Below are 24,057 nucleotides of genomic sequence, written 5' to 3'. Positions count from 1 at the left end.
TGAGAAGGCAGAGCACAACGTTTGGGAAAGTGTGTAGAAGAATTTGCAGCTCAGAAAAAAGCATTGATCACATTTGATATTTTTGTGAATTTGGTTGAATGAAAAAATGAAGACCGGAGCGCGTTGGAATTCCAAGGGCAACGCAGTCGGCCACTAACATGCGTCATCAAAAGGCCAGGAACTTAATCGTGAGGTCAAATTATTGGCTTATGAAATCAGCATTGACTTAGGTACGGCCAATATTGTCATCGTCGACAACAAGAATGGCGTCGTCTTAGATGAGCCCTCGGTTATCGCCTACCAGATGAAAAATGGTCAGAAGCGGCTCCTGGCGGTTGGGGATGACGCCAAACTCATGCTGGGAAAGACGCCGGAGAGTATATTGGCCATCCGCCCCCTGTCCGATGGCGTGATTGCGGATTTTGACGCGGCCCAGGACATGATTTCTGCCTTCTTCAAAAAGGTCCTGAATAATTTTGCCTTCAGGAAGCCGATCGTATTCGTGTGCGTGCCATATGGCGCCACCCCGGTGGAGAAGCGCGCGATCAAGGCATCCATTGAGGCGGCCGGTGGTCGCCGTGTTGGCCTTGTCGAGGAGCCGATGGCGGCCGCACTGGGCGCCGGAATGCCAGTCTTGGAGCCCACGGGCTCCATGATTGTGGACATTGGCGGCGGCACGACCGAAGTCGCGGTTCTGTCTCTCGGGGGCATTGTCGTGGCGCAATCCATCCGAGTTGGCGGCGATCACTTCGACGCAGCGATAGCGGCATTCCTGAAAAAGAAATACAACCTCAACGTCGGTCTTGCCACGTGTGAAATGCTGAAGTTCGAGATCGGGACCGCCACCCCCCCCAGTGACGGCGTCGGGAGGAAGACAAAAGTGCGCGGTCGCCATAGCGTCAGCGGCCTCCCGGAAGAAATCGAGGTCACTCAGGCAGACATAGCTGAGGCACTGCGGCCATTGGTAAACAATATCTGCGAGGCCGTGATGCTACTCCTGGAGCAGACGCCGCCCGACCTGGCGGGGGATATTCAGGAACATGGGCTCGTTCTCACCGGCGGCGGAGCGGGCCTCACGGGTATCGACAAGGCATTGAGCGATACGACAAACCTCCCGGCAGTCGTGGCCGACAATCATAAGTATTGCGTGGCATTTGGGACGCAAATTGCGATGAACTTGGGCAAGCGCATTGAGCACGCAATTCAGCGAGATCCCTAAGAAATTGGTGGTCACGGCTGCCTTTTGAGCTGGGGGGCGCGAAACATTGAGCGCATGATGACGCTCTGGAGCTCCTATAAAGGGCGTTAATAGCACTGCCGAAGCCCGTCACATGAGAAGCGTTCGATCAGGCGATGGCTAGTGCCCAGCCACACTGCGTAGCGCGCACTCAGACAACAAAAGCGGCATTTATGCCGGTGCCGCCGTCGCAAATCGGCGCGTTCAATTGACGAACCCTCACCACGCTGGTTGTGGGAGGAGTGCCATGAACAATCACTTTCGAGACAGTCGCAAGATTGACCCCAGTCGCGGCGCCGTCACCGGCGACAATACCCCCAATGACCAAGATCGAATTGAAATTGGCCCGACCCAGCTTGCCTATGCAGAGTGGGCCAATGCGGGTCTGGTCCTGCCTGATTTGCAGGAGATGCGACGGTTGCGTTGGGCTCGCCTGACGCAGGCAATTCAAGCGCGCGGCTACGCCGGCCTCTTGCTCTTTGACCCCCTCAATATTCGCTATGCAACTGACAGCACCAACATGCAGCTGTGGAACACCCACAACCCATTCCGCGCAGTCCTGCTCTGTGCGGACGGGTATATGGTCATGTGGGACTATAAGAACGCGCCATTCCTGTCACAGTTCAATCCCCTAGTGCGCGACGTCCGGTCCGGGGCTGATCTCTTCTATTTCGACCGCGGCGACAAAATTGACGTGGCCGCGGATCAATTCTCCAATGAAGTGAGGATCCTCGTTGAGGAGCACGCAGGCCAAAATCACCGCCTCGCCGTTGACAAAATCATGATCCACGGGCTCCGCGCGCTCGAGGCGCAGGGCTTAGAAATCATGGAGGGCGAGGAGCTGACCGAGAAGGCCCGCTCAATTAAGGGGCCCGACGAGATAAGGGCCATGCGCTGCGCGGTCCACGCCTGCGAGACCGCCATGCAGAAGATGGAGGACTTTGCCCGCGCTGAGGTGCCGCGCGGCGGAGTTTCAGAAGACGACATATGGGCGGTGCTGCACGCGGAAAACATTCGCCGAGGGGGTGAGTGGATCGAGACACGCCTCCTCACCTCGGGGCCGCGCACCAATCCATGGTTTCAAGAGTGCGGCGGACGGATTGTGCAGAACAATGAAATCATAGCCTTCGACACCGACCTAATCGGAAGCTATGGCATATGCACTGACATGAGCCGGACTTGGTGGGTGGGCGATCAGCGCCCTCGCCCCGATATGGTGGAGGCAATGCGGCACGCTCACGAGCATATGATGACGAACATGAGCTTACTGAGGCCCGGCATCAGCATCCCAGAGCTCGTGGCGAAGTCGCACCGACTGGAAGACAAATACCAAGCCCAAAAGTATGGGTGCTTTATGCACGGCGTCGGACTTTGCGACGAGTGGCCGCTAGTGGCTTATCCCGACCAGGAGGTCCCGGGGGCATTCGACGACACTCTGCAGCCGGGGATGACGCTCTGCGTCGAGGTATTGGTGAGTGAAGTGGGCCAGGATTTCTCGATCAAATTGGAAGATCAGGTCATCATCACTGACGATGGATACGAAAATCTCTCAACCTATCCATTTGACCCAGCTTTATTGGGTTCATAGTGTTCTAGCGGCGCACAACTAGTTATCTCAATTTTTCCAATACACTGCAAAAAACCAGCCTGCGCGGTTTAGCGTTGTACTTAACCTTTAAAAATATTTTCGCTTTAGTGAATTTTTGAGCCCGACTTTGTGCTTCCAAGGCTACTAATCAATGACGCTGTGTACACGACAAGTGCGATCCAAATAAGTGGAAAAGCAATTACTTTAGGCCCAGTAAACGGTTCCTTAAAAATGAACACCGCACATAAGAATATCATGGTCGGAGCAATGTATTGTAAAATAGCAATAGTTGTAAGACGCAGCCGCTTAGCGCCATTGGAGTACAACAACAAAGGGACAGCAGTCACCGCACCACACCCCAGAAGCAACAGCGTTGTCACGGGATCCTCTGCGAGAAAGCTATCCGCTCCAGTTAGAATTAAATAAAATATGTAACCCAACGCAAATGGCAGCAAAACTAAGACCTCTAAAAGGAAGCCTTGATTGGGGCCAATGGGCAAACGTTTTTTGGCCAGTGCGTATACACCCCAGCTCACAAAAAGAGCCACTGTCACCACAGGCAGGTTACCCGCTGAAACTGTCAGTATTACCACCGCTATTACTGCAAAACTGATTGCCACAAGCTGAATTAAGTTAGGGCGCTCTTTCAAAAAAATAGCCCCAAGTGCAACGCTAAAGAGGGGATTAATATAGTAGCCTAGCGCGGCATCTAGCGCGTGGTCGTTAGCTATCGCCCAAACATAAACTGTCCAATTGAAAGAGATGAGTGCCGCGGTCAAAAGGCCCATAGACAACATCTTCGGCGACTTTAGGGCCTGCACAAGGTCAGACACTCTACCCAGCGATATCAAAACTGCGGCAGCTATTGGAACAGACCAAACCACCCTATGAGCGACAACCTCAGCCGGTGGCACATGGGCAAGTAGCTTCATGTAAATAGGAAGTATTCCCCAAAGCAGGTAAGCTGATACAGCTAATGCGAGGCCCGAACGGGTATCTATGTTTTCGTTTGCCACCAGGGACTACTTTCGCAAAATATAACCATCTGGCTAAAACTGGTAGCGCACTTAAACCTCAAGCGCGAGCCAAGAAACTTTGACCCGCATGGCAATAAAAGACATCCCAAAAAACTAAAAGCAAGGCCACCTAAGCTGACCTTAATTGGCACCAAGCTTACCCTGAACTCTTCATGGGATATCCACAAAATTTATCTCTTACGTATTACACCTTGATGATTTGATTAGCTTGTTTCAGTCTGTTCACGCCTGATCGCCAAATTAGATTGAGAGGAAAGCATGCCAATACCAAAAACAATGTCGGCGATGGTGTTAACGGGGCATGGTGGACCCGAGAAGCTAGTTTACTACAATGACTTCCCAGTACCTCAACCAGGCGCGCACGATGTACTCATAGAAGTGAGTGCTTGCGGATTAAACAATACGGACATCAAAGTTCGCGAAGCTCAATACGCAGTGGATTTTGACCCAAACAGCGATCTAGACGAGGCCAGTGCCGCAGCCTCTATCGCCGCCACCAATGGTGAGACAGGACTTAGCTTTCCTCGCATTCAAGGGGCAGACATCGTCGGCCGTATTGCGGCGGTTGGCAACAAGGTGCCGCGAAATCGTCTGGGAGAACGCGTTCTGGTAGATTTCAGCATTTATCATGCGAAAGATACAAACGGCAGTCCTCGAATGGATTTGTACAATGTCGACTATATTGGGCACGGAGCAGACGGGGGCTTCGCTGACTATGTGGTCGTCCCCGCGCTCAATGCGCACAAAATCCAGCGTAATATCCCAGATGCAGCATTGGCAACATTTGGCTGCGCCACTTTGACTGCTGAGCATATGTTGTCGCGGGTCAACGCAAAATCGGGAGACAAAATTCTGATTACGGGCGCAGGAGGCGGTGTGGGCTCTGCTGCCATCCAACTTGCCCGCGCACGCGGGGCAATACCCTATGCCGTTACCAGCCGTGGAAAAGAGGAGCAGATCTTATCACTTGGAGCAGAGGCCTGTATCTGCCGCCAGGATTTCACAGATCAAAGTGGCAAGTTCGATAAGGATGCATTCTTAGTTGCAGTTAGAGGAGCCGCCCTTAGCGATCGGTCTATCGACGTCGTAATTGATCAGGTCGGCGGATCCATGTTCCACGGTCTTTTGCAAGCCCTGCGGCCTGATGGACATTATATCTCTGCAGGTACTATTTCCGGATACACGCCACGCATCAATTTACATACCGTATACATGGCATTTTTGAACATCCATGGTTCCTCTCAAGGGCAACCCGAGGATTTTGCTCGAATAATAGACTACATTGAGGCCGGTAAAATTGGTCCAACTCTCGGCGGAATTTTTCCTCTGTCGCAATTGCACCACGCACAAAAGACTTTCCAGGCAAAGAACTACGTCGGCAATATTGTTGTGGTTCCAGATGCAAAATGGAAAAAATTTGGTGAACCTTATGCCCGAAGATAATTGGCTAGTTGATATAGCCGACGTGGATGTCGGCGGGGATTACCATCGGGTTATTATTGGCGGAATTCCGATACCAAAAGGTTTATCAGCCTTTGAAATGCGCCACCTAATAACTTCTGAATTTGACACTCTGCGAAGTTTAATGATTGCGCCGCCGATGGGCCATGAAGATATGTGTGCCAACCTAACTTTTCCCTCAACAACTAGCGAGGCACCGTTTGGCCAAGTGATCATGGAATGTATGGGGTATCCATATTTTTCTGGGTCTAACACAGCAGCAACGCTTTTCGCTCTGATGGAGGCCGGCATGCTACCAAAATCGGAGGGGAGCAACAAAATCACTCACGAAGTGCCAGCTGGTTTGATCCAAGCGACAGCCACAGTAAGGAGTGATGTCATCGAAGAGATGATTGTCGAAGGTGACGCCTCGTACGTGATCAATCCAAAGATACGGCTTGCCCTGCCCGATCATGGTAAGGTCGATGTAGCTCTTGTATGGAGTGGGGCACTATTCGTCACGGTTGATGCTGAGCAGTTCGGTCTAGAAATCAACACAGCCGATCTTGCGAAAATGAAAACTATCGGACTTGCGATTTGCGAAGCAATCGAACCTGACTTTGACGCAACCCACCCAGTGTTGGGGCCGTTAGAGGCACCTAAATTTGTGAATTTCCTTGGGCCTATAACTCAGGCCGGTTCAGACAAATTCGAAAGCGCAGGAGCAATTTATGGACATCCTAACACGATCTTCAGGTGTCCCACTGGAACGGGCACGGCCGCGCGAATGGCTTATGAGTTGGACAAAGGTACGATGCAGGCCAACGACCAGCTGACCAATACATCGCCGATTGGGACTAAATTCGTAGGCCATGGCCTAGGCTTAACAGAAAAAGCTGGCGTTCCCATGCTTAGGGTCAACATTTCTTCAAGGCCCTACGCTCTGATGCGAACTCAAATGAACGTTGATTTTCAAAACCCATCACTCTCACGATTTTCAAATCTGAGAAGATTTGGGCACTAGTAGGCTTACAATTCTAACTAGAAAAATGCGCCTTAAAGCGATCAATACAGCTCCTGAAACCAGCTTCAAAGTCTCCGTCTCCCTTGTGATATACGCTCTCAAAAGAGATTACTCCTTGGTAGCTGTCTTGTCGTAAGGAACTAGCAATTTTGGGAAAGTAGGGTGCAAGCTGTCCCTCGTCCATTCGGCGCACTTCAAGGTGTGCCCGTGGGGTGTCAACTTGGACGTCCTTGATATGAACGTGGGCTAAGTAACCCTGGCTCAATTCCATGTAGCCATCAGGAAATGCCTCCTCGTGACACCAGCAATTATTAGCTGGATCCCACAGAACGCCCAAGACGTCCTTTGCATCCAGATCATCAATCAGACGACGACCCGTGTAACTGGAATTAACCATCGTGCCATTACCCGTTTCAACAACTAACTTGACACGTTCAGCCCTGGCCAACTCGATTGCTGGCGCAATCAGCGGCAGGATAGCGTCCCACGCGCCCTTCGCGACGTTCCATTGCTCTGCTCCATGACTACCCCAAAGTATTTGCTCCTTCTTTGGCGTCATGATCCGTACTAATCCCGCATCTAAAATGTGTGCCATGTCGATGACGCGTTTAAGTGCGTCCATATGGGTTGTGTGGAGTGTGTCACCGGGTTTGTTGTTTTGGGTCATACCCGCAAAGATGTGACGGGAGAGGCAGGAGACGGGCTTACCGCGATCTCTCAAGAGACTGTCCATTTCTCTGATCTGCTTTGGCGTGTGATCACCCACCTCGGCATCCCAAACAAATTGTAACTCTGCGTATTCTAGGTCGAACTCATCCATTACATCGACGGCATGGTAGAGATCCCGGCTGATACCGTCACAAATCACACCAAGTTTCATCTAATTGCCCTCGCCCCATCGCGGTGCAATTCTACACCGACTATTTCCTCAATAACCCGCGTACAAACCCAATTGTCTCCATTGGGGTACTTTATTTTACCTGCATGAAACACTTGCATCGCTTGAGCAGCCATATGCAGCGGCACAGTCATTTGCTGTGCCAAATCAAGGGAAATGGTTAAATCCTTGTGCATGGTAGAGATGTGACTGCCCGTCCCCTCGAATTTACGGTCGATTATATTCTCTAGAGCCGCCTTAGTAACGCCACATCCAGCTCCGGATGTGGTGAAAACATCGTGGATCACTTGCCCCGAAATGCCCGCCTTTGCAGCAAGAACACACGCCTCAAAATTCGCTGCGAAAATCGATCCAATTACTGTCTGCAGGCACGCCTTAACTGTCTGACCTTGTCCGGGGACTGACCCAACCCAATGAATTTTGGCTGACACAGCCTCCATGACAGGCGCCGCACGATCAAGGATATCTGAAGGAGCTGCGGCCATCATTGTAAGTGTGCCCGATTGCGCTCCCGGGAACCCGCCCGACACTGGAGTATCGACCAAATCCAGTCCAGTCGATTTTAATCCTTCTGCGATCTCTTCAAGCTCATGCGGCTTGATTGTGGCAGTGATCAGAATAATTCCGCCTTTACGCATGGCCTCCACTAGCCCACCCCTTCCAAAGATTACCTCCTTGGCCTGCGCGCCAGTCATCACCATTACGAAGGCTGCGTCGACATTGCGGCCTAACTCGAACAAATTTTCTGCCGGTTTTCCTCCAAACTCAGAAAAACTAGCCATTCGCTTCTGATCAATGTCAAAGCCCCAAGTCTCAAAGCCAGCCTTGATCAAATTCAAAGCCAAGCCGCTGCCCATATCCCCAAGGCCAACAACCGCTGCCTTCATAATCACCCTCCACCGTTGTGCTTGCCATCCGCCGTTAAAAAGCACCGCACAAGCGGCCAAAAGCCAAGAAAAATCACTTGCAACTTTCATATTTGATGAATTTTGATGTGATATGTGATTTTAAACGAGTTTATTTGATGTATTTTGATGTATTAAGTACCCTATGACTGGTCGCGCTCGTATCAAGGAAATTGCAAGTCTCGCCAATGTTGGCAGTGCCACTGTCGATAGGGTTATACATGGGCGCAGCCATGTGTCGGACGCAACCAGACAAAAGGTTCTCCAAGCCAAATCTGCAATAGAGAGTGGTGCGTGGACGGCGCGCAGCCCTAGGCCATGGCATGTAAAGGTGATTTTGCCTGAAATGGCCGGGCTATCTACTGAATATCTTGCACAATGTTTTAACGAGTTTGGCGCTTTGGGGAATGCCATTGTCGAATGCGCATTTTCGCCCAAGCTAGAGCCTGCCGCTTTGGCTCGCAAACTACGCAACTGTGGCTCAGGCAAATGGGACGTGGTTATATTTCAGGCTCTAGAAGATCCACGAGTTCGTGATGCTGTCTCCTATCTCAATAATAGAGGAGTGCCTTGCCTTAGTCTTCTCTCCCCCCTGCCTAATGCGCCAGTTATTGGGTTTGTTGGTAGTGACGGACGCGCGGCGGGGCGAACTGCGGGGCTCTTAATGGGACTAGCATGCCCTCACGGCGGCGAAGTTGTAATTATTTCGGGCGGCCAGTTGTATCGTTCCCACGAAAATCGAGAAATGGGGTTTCGCTCTTATCTCAGGAGCCACGCGAAGCACCTTAAAATACTGGAAACTGTGCTAGGCCATGACACCGCGGAACAAAATCATGAGCACTTAAGCCGAATTATCCGTGACACTCCCGGCTTTGTCGGGCTGTACAATGTAGGTGGCGGCAACGAAGGAATTGTGCGTGCGCTGTGTGAGGCCAATTTAACTTCAGAAATTTGCGTCATTGCACACAACCTAACACGCAGAACCCGAAGTCATCTAGGAGAGGGCATTTTTCAATTTATTCTTCACCAAGATATGAGACTGATGGCTGAGCGCGCCATAAATGTTTGCCTAAACTACCTAATCAACGGGCAAAGTGACAACATTCACGTGCCCGTGGAGATTATAACCAGGGAAAATCTGGAACCTCGTCATAGCGGCTAGCAAACACTGAATAGTTTGCCTCCATAGTTGATTTATTTATTGCCACTTTAGATCCTGTGTGAGCGTCATGATCACAACATAAACGATATGACTTCGGAGCATTCTTGAGCTTTCTCAAAATTAAAACCATACCACAGCTCTTTTGGAGTGCGCCGGTCCCACTGAGTGTGCGCCCCCCTTTTGCATCGTGTGCCATGCTCATATTTGGGCTAATAATTTTTGGGTTTGGGGAGACACTCCTGATCGCATCCGGATCAGGAGTGAGCCCATGGACGGTTTTTGCTCAAGGGATTTCACGCCTTACCGACTGGAGCATAGGTTTGACGACTTTTGTGGTCAGCTGTGCAGTGCTTCTTCTGTGGATCCCGCTAAGACAAATGCCGGGCATCGGGACCATTCTAAACATTATCATCGTGGCCTCAGTGATGGATTTGGCGCTGCCACATATCCCAGTTTTTGAGGAACCAGTCTTAAAAGTAGCTGAAGGCGCATTGGGTGTATTCACGACTGGATTTGGTGGAGCAATTTATTTGATTGCCAATCTTGGCCCGGGACCGCGTGATGGCCTGATGACAGGAGCTCAGAGGATTACGGGATTACCGATTGTATGGGTTCGCAGCGCTATTGAAATTTTGGTGGTGACCGTAGGCTGGCTGCTTGGTGGAATTGTGGGCATCGGAACTCTTTTATTCGCATTTGGGATTGGCCCTTCGATTGCACTGAGCATGGCTATTTTAATTTCCTTATTTGGCAAAAAAAATTCACACTAATGAAAAGGTTTTTCCAGTTTTTATCAAATAACACGTATGCCAAGCAGCTAGGCAGAACCTTCGAAGTCCTCCTGTAGATTGCTACAATTTTTGAGAGACCGGCCTAATACGCTAAAAACTTGACCAAATTTTTATCTGCTGATTAGCTTAGAGCGTGACTGTAATTCTCAGATGCGTGGTGAATTGAGCTTGGGAGGGCATTGATGTGCTGACAGATAAACAAAAAGAATCTTTTCACGCCAATGGCTACCTCGTGGTCGAGGATGTGTTCGACCAAGAAACTATCTTGGAACCCGTACGCAAAGAATACGAAAACCTACTCGATGAGCTCGTTGACGGCTGGATTTCCGAAGGGAAAATAGCAGCTAGCATAAAAAAAGAAGACTTCTACACCAAGCTTATGCACTGCTATGAAGCAGGGTGTGACTGGTTCCAGCCGATGGATATTTCCCTGCCGGGGGATGAAATCACTGAAAACACGCCCATGCACTTTGGTCCCGCCGTTTTCAAACTCCTCACCGCTGACCGACTTCTTGATATCGTGGAAGATCTCATTGGTCCTGAAATCACTTCTAACCCAATCCAACATGTTCGATTGAAACCACCGGCGAAAAGATTGCACCAGGACGAGGTGCGTGCTCACATTGGCAACACTGCATGGCATCAAGACCGCGGCGTTGCCCACGACGAAGCCGACACCACCGACATGGTTACCGTGTGGTGTGCTGTAAACGACGCGACTGTCAGTAACGGCTGCCTGCAAGTTATTCCAAAGAAAACTGAGCAGAGCCTATTGCCTCATTGCCCGCAGCGGCAGACCGCGATAGCGGACGGCTTTATAGAACAAAGTAGTGCAATACCTTTGCCAGTTAAGTCGGGTGGTATTTTAATCCTACATCCGTTGACGCCCCACGCCTCACTAGACAACATGACGGATAAATTCAGGTGGTCTTTCGATATACGCTTCAACAAAACCGGGCAGCCTACAGGTAGATCACACTTCCCAGAATTTATTGCGCGTAGCAAAGCAAATCCAGGCCAAGTTCTGACAGACTGGAAAGCTTGGAAAAAATCATGGGAAGAAGCGCGGAAGAAACTCTCGACGCAGAGCCACATACCAATCCACCGCTGGACCAGCGACGCGCCATTTTGTGCTTAAATCCCAGTTTCTGTGTGGTCTGGTAGGCTTCACGGTAGGAGCGGCCTATTTTGGTTAAACTGAACCTCCAGGCGCGCAGGGGGCGTGGCTGAAATTAGTTAGTTTTCTAGCATTGAGTGAAATGCAGCGCGTTAAGTCTTAGGCACTTCTAATCTTCGTATCTGACATCACTGCCTTTCATTAAATCTGGCAACCACTTTGGCATTTTAAGGCCTTGTGCGACCTGCGCATCCAACTCGGCTTCGAGAGATTTGATGCGTTCCAGCTTTTGAATAACATCATCGATCTTGGCAAAGGGAACTACAACTACTCCGTCAAGGTCAGCAACAATCATGTCACCGGTCTCAACCTGTTGGCCACCAATTTGAATTGGAAAGCCAACTGTTCCGGGCCCCGACATGTAGGGAGACGCAGGTGTGAGGCCTGTACACCAAACCGGCAGACCTACTTCGACGATGCCTGAATAATCGCGGACGGGGCCATCGGTTATAAATCCAGCAGAGCCGCAGTTTTTGTACATTCCTATCAATCGATCGCCAGCCGCAGCGCAACCCTGATGGGCGTCAGAAGACACAACTACCATCTCGCCGCCTTCGATTAAATCCAGTACAGCAAAGCTAGCCAAAACATCAGCCGGACCCGAATAAGCCGTTATTGCTGGTCCTGCCGCGACACACTTGATGTCTCGGCCCGCACCCAGAGGTTGAATGTTCTCACTCAGAGCGCCTTTTCCATCTAGCGCATCTGCAACAAAGCTAGTCGGTACATTTTGAAAAGCCGCGACCTGCGCTTTGGTAGGACGGCTAATATTCTTCTTGATGATTAACCTGGGCGGATTTTCAATCATGATGCACCTTTTCTTTAACTTGTAAAAATCAAAGAATGACAAATTTACAGCGCACTGGCCATCAATTTTCGTTAGATGGAGATTACGTCTATAGCCCTCAATTTAGGCCAGTTTCAGGAGCGCGTTGGCGGAGTTGCTAGAAAAAATGGATCGGTACGCGGTTAAAATTTTCTTGCTTTTTAAGTGGTCCACTAGACACAGTTTGTTTGATCAAAAGGTGTCGAGACAATGGTTCTAGAAAACAAAAAAAGCGTAACAAAGACTAAGGTGGCTAAAGGCCACCTTTCCGGGATGCTAGTCTTCGAATTTTTCTCCACTGGGATGCCCATGATAGCCGCGTCCGCGGGTGCTGATTTTCTGATGTATGACATGGAGCACACCGGAATTGGATTTGAGACATTAAAAAATCAAATGGCGGCATGCAGGGGGCTCGATATAGCGCCGTTTGTTAGGGTGCCTACGGTGGAAGGGAACACAATCGGTCAGGCACTAGATATAGGCGCCCATGGTGTGATGATACCCATGATAGAAAGTGCTGACCAGGCAAGAGACCTTGTAAAGCGGGCCTACTACCCACCGATTGGCAAGCGCGGCACTGCATTTGGTGTGGCACACGACGACTACTCAGACAGGGCCCCGGCGGCGATTATGGCAGACGCCAATGAAAAAACCATTTTAATCGCCATGATCGAAACAGCTGAAGGGCTTAAAAACGTGGACGAAATTGCTGCCGTCGAGGGTATTGACGTGCTATGGCTGGGACATTTCGACCTAACCAGCTCTATGGGTATACCCGGGCAACTAGATCACCCCGACTATCTTGCCGCTGTGTCGCGGATTGTATCTGCAGCCAACAAAAATGGGAAACTTTCAGGCTTCATGGCCGTCAACAAAGCGATCGCCGAGGAGTATTGGGGGCATGGATTTCGTATGATTGCCTATGGCATAGATCACATTTTGCTCAAGGCGGAGCTAAACAGCGGAATTAATTTCATCAATTCTCTCAGTAACAAAAACGTAGAGAATTGATGTGCAGAAGTTCAGAGTAGGCATATCGGGCTCAATTTTTGGAAGTGACGGTGCACCGTGCTTCGATCCACAGATCTTGCAAAAACTCATGGATCGCCCGGACATTGATGCCACGATCCTACCGGCAGAAAAGACCGAAATTGGCGCGAACGATGCCGAAAATTTCAATGCGATCTACTTAATGCTGGAGAAAGTTTCATTCTCACAAATAGCGCCACGCACTGGCCCCTTTACTGGTCGGTTACGCCTGCTGGCGCGCCACGGAGTGGGCTTTGACTCCGTTGATATTGATGGCATGAGCAACTTAGGAATTATGGTCACCAATACTCCTGATGCGGTGCGCCGCCCGGTTGCTACGATGGCCATAACTATGATGTTGGCTGCGACCCATCGCATTATTGAGAAGCATAATTTGACGCGTGCCGGCGGGTGGTCCCACAATGCAGATTACATGGGCACGGGGCTGACTGGTAAGGTGTTAGGTGTCCTCGGGGCGGGCAGCATCGGCAAAGAAATACTTCGCCTTGTGCAACCTTTTGAAATGAAATTAGCAGCCGCCGACCCAAATTGCTCCGTAGCAGAACTAAGTGCTTTGGGCGCGGAAAAGTTAAGTACTGAGGAGCTTTTTGAAAAAAGTGATGTCCTAATTATAGCGACATCACTCAACCAGGATACTTATCACCTGGTGGACATGAGTAAGTTGTCCAGAATGAAGCGAACTGCAGCTCTAATAAACGTGGCACGTGGTCCAGTGATTAAGGAAGTTGATCTGATCGAGGCGCTTCAAAAAAATTATCTATCGTGCGCAGGGTTGGATGTTTTTGAACAAGAGCCTGTAGACATGGCGAACCCACTGCTCAAAATGGAAAATGTGATCACTACATCTCACTCATTATGCTGGACAGATGAATGCTTCGATAACATCGCACGAGATGCGATCGGGAGCGTTCTGTCATACGCTGACCGGAGAACACCTCAATACATTGTAAACAGAAGCGTGCTAGAGCATCCTAGGCAAAAATCCTGGTTTTAAAGATTGTTTTTCATTGGTCTATTTTAATCCTGACCAAAATTTAACTAAGATTGCGATGGCCTTGCTTCCTGACGCCTTAAAAGCCAAGCTCTCCAAAGGGCATTATTAGGAGGGTTAATATGACCGTTACGCTCTTCGATCTGACAGGAAAGACCGCACTGGTTACAGGGTCTTCACGCGGGCTGGGACTTGCTTTTGCTAAGGGTCTGGCACAGGCCGGAGCAAGTGTAATCCTAAATGGTACTAACGGCGAGAACCTCGAGGTTGCCCGCGCTCAGCTACAGGGACTGGGATTGAGCACTAGAGTTTCCGCTTTTGATGTCACCAATGAGCAATCCGTTATCTGTGCGTTCCAAGAACTTGATGCAAACGGAATTAAAGTTGACGTTTTGGTCAACAATGCGGGGATCCAGTTTCGCAAACCAATGCTTGAACTGGAGACTAAGGACTGGCATCGCGTACTAGACACAAATTTGACTGCCGCCTTCATTGTTGGTCGCGAGGCAGCTAAGCGGATGGCCGAACGCGGCCACGGCAAGATTATCAATATCGGCTCGCTCACCTCAGAGCTCGCGCGTGCGACGGTGGCTCCCTACACTGTAGCCAAGGGCGGCATCAAAATGCTTACTAAAGCCATGGCAGCGGAATGGGGAGAATTGGGCATTCAGGCCAATGCTATTGGACCCGGTTACATGGTCACAGACATGAACGAGGCGCTTATTAACAACCCAAAGTTTGATGAGTGGGTCAAGTCACGCACACCAATGCGGCGATGGGGGCGGCCCGAGGAATTAGCCGGCACGTGCATATATCTTGCGTCGGACGCCTCTAACTACGTTGCAGGACAAATTATCTATGCCGATGGCGGCATGATTTCAGTTCTCTGAGGGTGATCAGAATGAAAATTGTCTTCTACGGAGCGAATGCAGTAAGTTTTCTACCGGGAGTATCCGACCTGTTAACGATCCCCCATAAGATCACCAGCGTACCAGACGCGGTTGATCAAATTGCTCAGGATGCACTTAACGCGGCAGACGTTGTAGTGGGTGTCCACTTCAAGTCCCCCGTCACAGCTCGAAATGCGCAACTGTTCCAGCTACCCGCGGCAGGGTACGACCAGGTGGCATTTGACGCTCTTCCGGCCACCTGCAAAGTGTGTAACGCCTTCGGTCACGAGAATGCGATTGCCGAATATGTGATGTCCGCCCTCCTGTCCCGTCATGTCCCCCTGGCGACGGCAGACGCTCAATTGAGAGCGGGCGCCTGGAATTTTTGGGCGGGCGCAGGCCCCACGGCTCTGCGAACCGAACTGGGCGCTCAGAGCATTGGGATCATTGGCCATGGCCACATCGGGCAGGCAGTCGCGGATCGGGCGGTAGCCTTTGGCATGGCGGTGCACGTTGCCAATCGAAGCCCCGTCACCGACAGACGCTATACCGCCGTTTACGGTCTCGACGAACTCAACAATATGCTGGGCGCGGTCGACATTGTGGTCAACACGCTCCCGCTCACGCCCTCCACAGTCTCATTGATTAACGGCTCAGCCTTCGCCGCCATGCAGCGCCACTGCGTCTTCCTGAACGTTGGCCGCGGAGGCGTGGTAGATGAAGACGCGCTGTATGACGCCCTCGCGGACGAGACAATTGGCGGCGCAATCATAGACACTTGGTACAGTTATCCAACTGATGCCTCCACACCACACCGCCCCGCGACACGTCGCTTCGAAGATCTACCGAACATAGTTATGACGCCGCACATGTCCGGATGGACAAACGGCACCATAGCGCGGCGGCAGGCAACAATCGCGGACAACATCACGCGCCTGGCTGAGGGCCTGCCCCTCATCAATCAATTGAATTAGGAAACTTTTGAATGACCAAGATTACGCGAGTCACCCTCACTGAATTTGAATTCGAGGCCGCAAATCTGGCACCATCCGCCGGTGGTAGCTCAATCGGCGGGCTCTATTACAGGCCGGGCGCATCAACTCCAATCAAAAAGTACGCCGTCGAAATCGAGACCGGAGATGGCTGCATTGGAAGTTACGTCGTGAACTGGGGGGCATCACTCTCGGTATTCGGGCAAATGCAGATGCTGGCGCCAATGCTAATTGGCCGGGACGCGGAGGAGCGTGAGGGGATTTACGACGACCTCAAGCGTGAGGCCCGCCAGTTTGATCACATGGGTCATGGGCCGCTTGATATCGCCCTTTGGGATTGGCAGGGGAGAGCGCTTGGGTGCTCAATAGCAACACTACTCGGTAGCCACCGGCGGGAATTCCCCGCCTATGCCAGCACCTACCACGGCGACCGCAGTGGCGGGCTAGACTGCAAGGAGGCCTACGGTGACTTCGCCTTGGCCTGCAAGGAAATGGGATATCGCGCCTTTAAAATCCACGGCTGGCATGATGGCAATGCCCGAGAGGAGGCAGAGTTAGTGCTTCACGTGCGTAAGGCTGTTGGCGATGAGATGACGCTAATGCTCGACCCAGCCTGTCAGTTGCGCAATTTCGCAGACACTCTCTATGTCGGGAAGGCCTGCGACGAAGCCAATTACTTTTGGCTTGAAGATCCCTACCGCGACAGCGGCGTCTCAGCTTTTGCCCACAAGAAATTACGCGAAATGTTGCGCACGCCGCTGCTACAAACTGAACACGTGCGTGGTGTTGAACCCAAAGCTGACTTCTTAATTGCGGGCGGCACTGACTTCCTGCGCTCTGATCCAGAATATGACATGGGGATCACGGGCTGCCTTAAAATTCATAATATGGCCGAAAGTTTTGGCGTGGATGTCGAGGTGCATGCCTGTGGGCCCGCGCATCGCCACATGATCGCCCGCAGTCGTAACTCAAACTTCTACGAGGTGGCCCTGGTGGGGCCTGACTGCCCAAATGCAGTGCCGCCAGTGTATGAATGCGGCTACACTGACCAACTGGACTGCATTGACGAAAACGGCACGGTCCAATTGCCTGATGGCGTAGGGCTTGGCGTGGCTTATGACTGGGAGTTTATTGACGCGCACAAAACGCTTCAATTACACTATAATTAGAAATCCAACAACTTTTAAGCCAACTCAGTTTCTGAGCTAAACACGCCGTGCCGATCAGATCAGGTTATTCCATAAATCGCGGCTTGTTGAGCGACGTAAAGGATTGTGAATGCTAGAACAATAGAAGGCAGAAATGGAACTTTTCCGCGATCTTTATTTAAAATCCACCAAAAAATACCAATTACAGACGACAAAAGCATAAAATAAGGCAGTAGCCATAGTTCGAAATACGGAGATAATACCGAAAACACCAGGGGATCTGCTATCCCTAAGCTTGGTTTTTTTATAATCATTGACGTTAGGAAACCTGGCAAAAAGAGAAGTGTGAAGGCCACTATTATAGAAGAGATGTAGACTAGATAACTTTCTTCTTTGATTACTAAGCAGTAAATTGCTGAAATGATCCAAAGAATTATGATTAAAAATATGGGCACTTCCATTCTATGCAGGTCTGCAAGACAAAGCAGATAAAGCGCAGAAGCCAATACTATGAGACTGAAAAATTCAGTGGCAGAGATCTCACGAATACCTAAATATAGAAACGCCAAAGAAAACAGAACTTCGGAAACAAAATAATTTATTGGTAGGGGCCTGTCACAGCAAGAACTGCGACCAAATTGAAATAAATATGATAATAACGGAATAAGTTCCGTTGGGCCTAATAGGCTTTGACAATTAAAACATTTTGAGCGGTGACTGAGCGCCAACCCATGTTCTACATATACGTCAGGGTTATCAGCAGAAAGTCTACGAAGCATTCGTCCACCAACGGCATTGATGAAACTTCCCCAGCAAGCCCCTATAATAAGAATAAATACTAAAAATGCCCAGCTCATTTCTAATATTCTGTCCAACTCTCAAAAGTCAGTTCTCCATCGGGTGATATGGCTTGCGCAGGCTCAATAACAATTAGGTTACCCTCCCTGACCGCATTTTGGTATTGTCCCCCACCCTGTGGGGTGGTCCTAGAACTGATTCCTGCGTAAATTCTGTTACGATAGACTACTGGTGTGGTTACCATCCCCTCGCCTAAACTGTATGAGTTTAACAAAATGCCGCAATTGAGGTCGAGCTCAAGTAGCCTGGAAGTACCAATACAATTTGCAGCAGGTGTGTAAGCCGGTACAAAGACCGATGAGGACGTGATTGCCACGCCACCGGAGGCTTTCTCATAGGTATTAAGTTGGTACCTCCAATCTTCCGACAAGGGGCAACTCGAATTTGAATTGGCTGACCACATACCGCTCAATTGGCTTACGACTGCCGGCAACAGCATTTGATTGCCATTTGCCCCAATCCCAGCATTACCTAGCAGCTGAGTATCTAAGTCAACGCCAAACACCACGTTCGCGTTACGGCGATCGCGGTTTTGAATATTGAAATAGTCCCCAGTGGCCCCAAAAATATTCATCACACCGCGCCGGTCATATGCAGTTGTCGGGCTAAAAAATAACTGCCTGTCGAGCGCTGAGGATGCCTCTAAATCAACAAGTCGGCCGTAAGTGCCTCCGTCCACGATTGAAAGGACGCCCTCACGTTCAGCTAGAATGGTAGCATAGTCGACCCGACTACCAGCAGGAATGAACAGAGATTTGTCTACTAGGTCAGCATCCGCAATTACGGCATTCGCAATCCCATCGCCACCATCGTCCGATACAAACACTGCCCCGCCATTAATCAGTTGGAGCGTGTCCAAATCTAACTCAAAAAGTGCTTTTCCAACCTGCGTCGCCGAACTCGAGTCATAGCCAGCTGGTATAGACAAGACCCAACGAGGTAATCCGGCGACGTTTTTAAGTTCTATACGCGGCGTACTGGTAGTAAAACCTAGAAATTCGTAATCTGATATGTCACTTGCTGGTTGGTTAGAGTACCAACGACGAACATTACCATTCCCAGTCAGTACTAAGACTTCGCCATTGGCCAAGTTATTTTCAACTCCATACACCAAAGTTGGGGCATTCGGGTCGGTCACATCTAGAACGTAAAAAGCTCTGCCTCCCCTCCCCATCCCAAATGCTAGGTAAGTTCTCCACTGACCACCAACAAATACATCCTGTGCAACAATTTGACCGTCAACGCCGTACACTGCGGTAGAACGGCGCTGCAACCTGCGTTCAGGATTATTGGTACCCCATTGGTGGCGGAACGCATACGGCATAAACGCCCAAAGCTCTCGTCCGTTCTCATCAAATGCATGCAACAGTCCACCGTTCGAGCCCGCGTAGATCACGTCCGGTCGGCTTGAGCAGCGGGTCCCACATGAGGTGCCAGACTGGAAAGATCGATAGTTTGTTAGAGAGCGATACTCTGACGCACTTGAAACATCTCGCACACTACTGACGGCAGTGTTGCGAACATCGGCAGTGGGCGGGCCTACTAGCGTTGGGGTCGAGTTATATATATCTCCCAACTTCCAACGCTCATTATGGGCATTATTCGGGAGGTCGTTATCATTAAAAACGTCCACGCCACGGATGAAATCTATCATTTGGCTCGTGTAGAGAGACTGAGAAAAACCAGTACTTGCCGAGGTCTGCGCATGGATATGTGCCAGATGCGTGGCCGTCAAATTGCCCACACCACCTGACGCTGAGTAACCAAGACCCGGCATAACAGTCCAAATCCTTCGGTCGGCCGCTCGAACACTGTTCAGCAGCTCTCCTGCATCGAACAACTCGCCGCGAGTTTGGTTAATAAAGCCGTTTGGCAGAAGCTCATACCCGCGTAGGCTACCACGCCACTGCCCCTGCTGGCTAAATACAAAATCTGGCTGGTAAACTCTGTCACTTCCTGAAATCGAAGGCAGAATCACGGGCGAAGTGAAGGAGAGATTGGCTTGCACTATCGACCGAATATAATTTTTTATCTCATTTGTGATAGTCTGGATATTACTGGATAATATTGGCGTGGTGCCGCCAGCTGCCGCCAAGTCAAAGTAATTTCTGCCAGCAGCAGAATTACTCGTCAGTGTGGTGAAACCAACCACGAATGTTGAGACGCCAATGGCACGCAAACTGTTAGCCCAACTGATAGCTCTGCTTTGGGTGTAAGAACTCCACTGGCCATCCGAGAGCAAAATCACTGCGCGTTGCCTGCCGCCGCATGTATTCACGGTTGATCCCTGTCTAGCGAAATATCTATATGCTTCCTCAAGCGGATGATCTGGCGATGTACCTCCACTTGGACGAAAGGCAGCGTCACACTGCTCAACCATCCTATTAATGGTCGCTCCACCAGTTGACGAAGGATAAAATCTATTGATGTCATAGCTGGACCAAGTATTCAGTCCAAAATGTGCGTTAGCGGCCAAGTCTGGCTCAGTCACGACATCCCTCAGTGCCCTCGTGACAAATCCCATATTAGAGTTGTAGTAGTAGCGGCCGTTCTGATTATAGGAATAACTACGATATTGGTAATATCGGCGATCTTGGCTGTTGTAATATGGCAAATAATAATATGTGGTATACCAGCGACCGTATCTATAATATCTATAATAATAGTATCGACTTGTAGATGAAATTCCTGAGTAACGATAAGTGTAATACGAACTAGAGCAACCCTGCGCCATCCCGCGCGCATATAGATTAAAGCCGTTGGGCGACCAAGACATACTACCCGACGTGTCAATCGCAAAATATATGTCGGCCGCACCGTTTGAGGCATTTGTACCAGGCGGAGGCGCTTTAGCTTGGAGATCACCACCCATTGTAAGAGCCACCAGAAACAGCAGAGCAGAAAGCCGAGAGATCGTCATTTGCATAACAGAAATCATTGCGCCTCCTGCAACAGAGGATGACTCTGACCGGCATAGCTCTCAAGATACACGGCATACTCCCCAAAATCATATTCCGTGACCATCGCCAGATTGAGGGTAAGGGTACCAGCTTGGCCACTGAGGCGCGCGTGCCGCTCGCTAATAACCCCGTCATCTCCTTGGACGGTTCTACTTTCCTCCAGGTCATAGTCAGCTGATAAATGTGCTAGAATTTCAGAATAATATGCCTCCGCGTCACTCACCGCCCCGAAGGTGACGGAATTTCCTACGAGGCCAACAGCGTCACCGGCGATGTAAAAATACACAAAATTAAAGAGATCAGCCCTATCGCATACGGGGTAAGCCGCCTCAACAATATGCCCATCCAAATCTCCAACGTTTTGGTCAGATGCCACCAAAAAGTCTTCAAAGGCCGAATTGTGGTTCCCTAAAGTCAGCAAATAGTCGGAATAGGTGCACGCCCATGAGTTTGCGGCACCTGTAACTAAAAACATCGCCGACAAAAGTGCAGTACTTCCACGCATTTAAAAGGCCTCCCCCATCGAAAACATAGGCATGTACATCGCCACAAGGATACCCCCAATCACAATACCCATGAAAACAATCATGATAGGTTCAAGCAATGCGGTGAATTGCTTAACACTGTCGTCGAATTCTGCGCCAAAGTATTCATTGATAGAGCTTAGCATCTTACTCAGCTGGCCACTATTCTCACCCACTTGGATCAGCGCGGTAAAAGTAGGGGGGAAAAGGCTGGGATAAAGTGAAAAGGACTGGGACAGCGAGCGCCCCTCGACAATGCCATATCGCACTTGGTGAAGTGCGTCCTTGATAGGCTCAAAAGTAACCGATTTGTTGGTAACTTCTAGGGTGTCGATCAGAGACACTCCGGCTTCGTACAGGTTGCCAACGATCATAGAAACTTTTGCCAAATTCGAATTAATTATAAGTCCTTTGACAACGGGGAGCTTAAGCAAAAACAGGTGATAGCGCCTCCTATACCCAACGCGCCGGCGCGAAAAAAATAGGTGAGCGACTAACAATGCGGAAATTATCGCTACAACAGGCAGAATTTTATCAGGCGTGCGCATGAAATTACTGATATCGACGACCACCTGAGTTGGGACGGGCAGTTCTTTACCACCACTGGAAAATAAGTTCTGAAACGAGGGCACCACCTTCACCATCATGACCGTGACGACCATAACTGCTACGGTCAACAAGACAGCGGGATAAGTGACGGCCGACTTGAGAGCCTTGCGAATACCTGCCTGCCGCTCTGTGTATGCTACAGCTTTACTAAGGAACTCATCGAGCTGGCCGCTCATCTCACCAGCGCTGATCAAGTTGATTACAACCGTATCAAACTGCTTTGGGAACTTCTGGAAGCAATCCGACAGCGGCACACCCTCTAGCACGTCGTGGTAAATGAATTGAACGATCGGCCTCATCTTCTTAGAGGACTGCGCGATTATCATCTCGAGGCTGTCAACGATCGGCAGACCTGCAGATAGCATGGTCTGCAATTTCTTCAGAAGAATTAACTTCTCTTTCGCGGGGACTTTAATTCTCACGACTTTATCAAGGTCTTGCGGGGGCCCGATCGTATCGTCAGCACCCAACTCAACAGTCTGAGGAGTGACTTTGGTTATGATCACGCTCTGAGAACGTAAAAGCGACACCGCATTTTCCATTGACGGGGCCTGCACCACACCTTCCTTACGCTCGCCAGAAACAAAGCCAGACCAAACGAAAGTGTTCATGAACTCAAGACCCTCACAACCTCCGACAGTGACGTTTCACCCGCGTCGACCAATCGCACCGCGTCATCGATAAGTGTGTGCAGGCCGTCTGCCTTGGCCTGCTCGTAGAGCGCCGAATAATTGGCTCCGTTCGTGATAAGGTTCTTGGCCGCATCGCTTGGCGAGAACATCTCGTAAATCGCCATTCGGCCCTTGTAGCCAGTGTGATTGCAAGCCTCGCAGCCCGTCCCATGATAAAAAATTCTTTTATCAGACATGAAGCTATGACCGTACATAAAATGCGCCTGTTCCCACAGCTCATTCTGGTTGGGGTGAGGCGCCTTGCAGTGAGGGCAAATCTTTCGCAGTAGACGCTGCGCAACAACCAGTTCCAGTGATGCAGAAATGAGATAGGGAGCTATTCCCATGTTTATAAGACGGGTAACGGTGGCAACCGCGTCATTGGTGTGAAGGGTACTCAATACCAAGTGACCGGTCAGGCTAGCTTTGATGGCGATGTCAGCCGTGTTACGATCGCGAATTTCGCCAATGAGTAGGACCTCAGGATCCTGACGCAAAAACGAGCGAAGTGCGGCCTCAAATGTGAGACCAATGTCTTCCCTAACTTGCACTTGGCCCACCCCATCAAGCTGATACTCAACCGGGTCCTCAGCCGTCAGTATATTTCGCTCCGCACAATTCAGTTCCGTGAGGGCTGCATAGAGAGTAGTGGACTTACCACTTCCAGTAGGGCCGGTCACGAGAACTAAACCTTGCGTGCGATATATAGAGCGGATTAACAGATTGAGACTGTCAGTAGGTAAGTTCAAATTTGCGAGCGATATTTCAAACCCAGACTTATCTAGCAGTCGCATGACCACCCGCTCGCCATGCTTAGTGGGCAATATCGACACCCGCAGGTCAATTTCCCTGTTCTTCACTTTATAGGTGAATGCACCATCTTGCGGTAAGCGCTTCTCAGCAATGTCGAGGCCAGCTACAATCTTAATGCGGGCAATCAGCGCATCATAATTTTGAGTTATGTAGCGCGCGAACCCTCTCTTTTCTTCTAGAACACCGCTCTCTCGAATCCTAAGACGACACTCAACCTCATACGGCTCGATGTGAATGTCACTGGAGCCAGCATCCATGGCCTCGGCCACAATCGCATCCAGGCACAAACTGACTTGCGGGAACGCCCTATGCCGAATATCAGCAACTTTCACAGGGTTTGTTTCCGATGTACGCAACGAAGCGATCGTTGAAGAGTGCTCCGATTGACTGTGTTCATCCTCGTTCAGCGCATGCATTCCAGTGGATCCTCAACACATATTTTAATCTCAATTATGTAGTGCTGCAG

At 50.2% G+C, this 24,057-nt stretch carries 21 protein-coding genes; 12 read left to right on the top strand and 9 right to left on the bottom strand.

What is annotated here, in order from left to right; all coding sequences use genetic code 11:
* Nucleotides 1–202: 202 nt before the first annotated feature.
* Together AAC637_RS09910 and dddP are read left to right on the top strand one after the other, a co-directional pair.
* A complete protein-coding gene (locus tag AAC637_RS09910; protein ID WP_340303420.1) occupies nt 203–1,219 on the top strand; it encodes a rod shape-determining protein in 1,017 nt (338 codons plus the stop codon).
* A gap of 265 nt (nt 1,220–1,484) precedes the next feature.
* Entirely contained in the window at nt 1,485–2,825 is a 1,341-nt protein-coding gene (gene dddP / locus AAC637_RS09905; protein ID WP_340303419.1) for a dimethylsulfonioproprionate lyase DddP, read from the top strand.
* Between the two features lie 104 nt (nt 2,826–2,929).
* Here the strand turns inward: dddP and rarD are convergent, their stop codons facing one another.
* Entirely contained in the window at nt 2,930–3,844 is a 915-nt protein-coding gene (gene rarD / locus AAC637_RS09900; RefSeq protein WP_340303671.1) for an EamA family transporter RarD, read from the bottom strand.
* A gap of 294 nt (nt 3,845–4,138) precedes the next feature.
* On the opposite strand from rarD, the gene AAC637_RS09895 reads away from it, so the two are divergent.
* Together AAC637_RS09895 and AAC637_RS09890 are read left to right on the top strand one after the other, a co-directional pair.
* Nucleotides 4,139–5,305, top strand: coding sequence for an alcohol dehydrogenase catalytic domain-containing protein (locus AAC637_RS09895; protein WP_340303418.1), 1,167 nt, complete (start codon nt 4,139–4,141; stop codon nt 5,303–5,305).
* Nucleotides 5,292–6,326: a proline racemase family protein gene (locus AAC637_RS09890; RefSeq protein ID WP_340303417.1), complete on the top strand. Its 1,035-nt coding sequence runs from the start codon at nt 5,292–5,294 to the stop codon at nt 6,324–6,326. The genes AAC637_RS09895 and AAC637_RS09890 overlap by 14 nt, the downstream gene beginning before the upstream one ends.
* Before the next feature lie 13 nt (nt 6,327–6,339).
* Here AAC637_RS09890 and AAC637_RS09885 read toward each other — a convergent pair whose 3' ends face one another.
* Both AAC637_RS09885 and AAC637_RS09880 read right to left on the bottom strand, forming a co-directional pair.
* On the bottom strand, nt 6,340–7,206 hold the full coding sequence (locus tag AAC637_RS09885) for a sugar phosphate isomerase/epimerase family protein (protein ID WP_340303416.1): 867 nt from the start codon (nt 7,204–7,206) through the stop codon (nt 6,340–6,342).
* A complete protein-coding gene (locus tag AAC637_RS09880; protein WP_340303415.1) occupies nt 7,203–8,111 on the bottom strand; it encodes an NAD(P)-dependent oxidoreductase in 909 nt (302 codons plus the stop codon). The genes AAC637_RS09885 and AAC637_RS09880 overlap by 4 nt, the downstream gene beginning before the upstream one ends.
* A gap of 163 nt (nt 8,112–8,274) precedes the next feature.
* On the opposite strand from AAC637_RS09880, the gene AAC637_RS09875 reads away from it, so the two are divergent.
* The 3 genes from AAC637_RS09875 to AAC637_RS09865 all read left to right on the top strand — a co-directional run bounded on the left by AAC637_RS09875 (nt 8,275) and on the right by AAC637_RS09865 (nt 11,220).
* A complete protein-coding gene (locus tag AAC637_RS09875) occupies nt 8,275–9,291 on the top strand; it encodes a LacI family DNA-binding transcriptional regulator (RefSeq protein WP_340303414.1) in 1,017 nt (338 codons plus the stop codon).
* A 194-nt stretch (nt 9,292–9,485) separates the two neighbouring features.
* Nucleotides 9,486–10,061 carry a membrane protein YczE gene (gene yczE / locus AAC637_RS09870; protein WP_445322737.1) on the top strand — a complete coding sequence of 192 codons (576 nt, stop codon included), beginning with the start codon at nt 9,486–9,488 and terminating at the stop codon, nt 10,059–10,061.
* A 205-nt stretch (nt 10,062–10,266) separates the two neighbouring features.
* Nucleotides 10,267–11,220 carry a phytanoyl-CoA dioxygenase family protein gene (locus tag AAC637_RS09865; RefSeq protein ID WP_340303412.1) on the top strand — a complete coding sequence of 318 codons (954 nt, stop codon included), beginning with the start codon at nt 10,267–10,269 and terminating at the stop codon, nt 11,218–11,220.
* A 148-nt stretch (nt 11,221–11,368) separates the two neighbouring features.
* On the opposite strand, the gene AAC637_RS09860 is transcribed toward AAC637_RS09865, so the two are convergent.
* Entirely contained in the window at nt 11,369–12,067 is a 699-nt protein-coding gene (locus AAC637_RS09860; RefSeq protein WP_340303411.1) for an RraA family protein, read from the bottom strand.
* A gap of 228 nt (nt 12,068–12,295) precedes the next feature.
* Between AAC637_RS09860 and AAC637_RS09855 the strand changes: the two genes are divergently transcribed.
* The 5 genes from AAC637_RS09855 (at nt 12,296) to AAC637_RS09835 (ending at nt 17,177) form a co-directional block, all read left to right on the top strand.
* The gene (locus tag AAC637_RS09855) at nt 12,296–13,096 is read left to right on the top strand and encodes an HpcH/HpaI aldolase family protein (protein ID WP_340303410.1); all 801 of its coding nucleotides are present in this window, start codon (nt 12,296–12,298) and stop codon (nt 13,094–13,096) included.
* Nucleotides 13,097–13,172: 76 nt separating this feature from the next.
* Nucleotides 13,173–14,129: a 2-hydroxyacid dehydrogenase gene (locus tag AAC637_RS09850; protein ID WP_340303409.1), complete on the top strand. Its 957-nt coding sequence runs from the start codon at nt 13,173–13,175 to the stop codon at nt 14,127–14,129.
* Nucleotides 14,130–14,248: 119 nt separating this feature from the next.
* Nucleotides 14,249–15,016, top strand: coding sequence for an SDR family oxidoreductase (locus tag AAC637_RS09845; protein ID WP_340303408.1), 768 nt, complete (start codon nt 14,249–14,251; stop codon nt 15,014–15,016).
* Nucleotides 15,017–15,027: 11 nt separating this feature from the next.
* A complete protein-coding gene (locus AAC637_RS09840; protein WP_340303407.1) occupies nt 15,028–15,990 on the top strand; it encodes a 2-hydroxyacid dehydrogenase in 963 nt (320 codons plus the stop codon).
* A gap of 11 nt (nt 15,991–16,001) precedes the next feature.
* Nucleotides 16,002–17,177, top strand: coding sequence for an enolase C-terminal domain-like protein (locus tag AAC637_RS09835; RefSeq protein WP_340303406.1), 1,176 nt, complete (start codon nt 16,002–16,004; stop codon nt 17,175–17,177).
* A 59-nt stretch (nt 17,178–17,236) separates the two neighbouring features.
* On the opposite strand, the gene AAC637_RS09830 is transcribed toward AAC637_RS09835, so the two are convergent.
* Genes AAC637_RS09830 through AAC637_RS09810 form a run of 5 tightly spaced genes read right to left on the bottom strand, consistent with a single transcriptional unit; the run spans nt 17,237 to nt 24,007 of the window.
* Nucleotides 17,237–18,013: a prepilin peptidase gene (locus AAC637_RS09830; RefSeq protein ID WP_340303405.1), complete on the bottom strand. Its 777-nt coding sequence runs from the start codon at nt 18,011–18,013 to the stop codon at nt 17,237–17,239.
* A 2-nt stretch (nt 18,014–18,015) separates the two neighbouring features.
* Nucleotides 18,016–20,952, bottom strand: a complete 2,937-nt coding sequence (locus tag AAC637_RS09825; protein ID WP_340303404.1) for a pilus assembly protein — start codon at nt 20,950–20,952, stop codon at nt 18,016–18,018.
* Nucleotides 20,949–21,479 (bottom strand): hypothetical protein, encoded by a 531-nt coding sequence (locus AAC637_RS09820; protein WP_340303403.1) that lies wholly within the window; start codon nt 21,477–21,479, stop codon nt 20,949–20,951. Before AAC637_RS09820 ends, AAC637_RS09825 begins: the two co-directional genes overlap by 4 nt.
* Nucleotides 21,480–22,718 carry a type II secretion system F family protein gene (locus AAC637_RS09815; RefSeq protein ID WP_340303402.1) on the bottom strand — a complete coding sequence of 413 codons (1,239 nt, stop codon included), beginning with the start codon at nt 22,716–22,718 and terminating at the stop codon, nt 21,480–21,482.
* On the bottom strand, nt 22,715–24,007 hold the full coding sequence (locus AAC637_RS09810) for a GspE/PulE family protein (RefSeq protein WP_340303401.1): 1,293 nt from the start codon (nt 24,005–24,007) through the stop codon (nt 22,715–22,717). The genes AAC637_RS09815 and AAC637_RS09810 overlap by 4 nt, the downstream gene beginning before the upstream one ends.
* Between the last annotated feature and the right edge of the window lie 50 nt (nt 24,008–24,057).

The sequence above is a fragment of the Roseobacter sp. HKCCD7870 genome, assembly GCF_037830315.1.
Taxonomy (GTDB): Bacteria; Pseudomonadota; Alphaproteobacteria; order Rhodobacterales; family Rhodobacteraceae; genus M30B80.
This window is presented reverse-complemented; position numbering and strand designations above follow the sequence as displayed.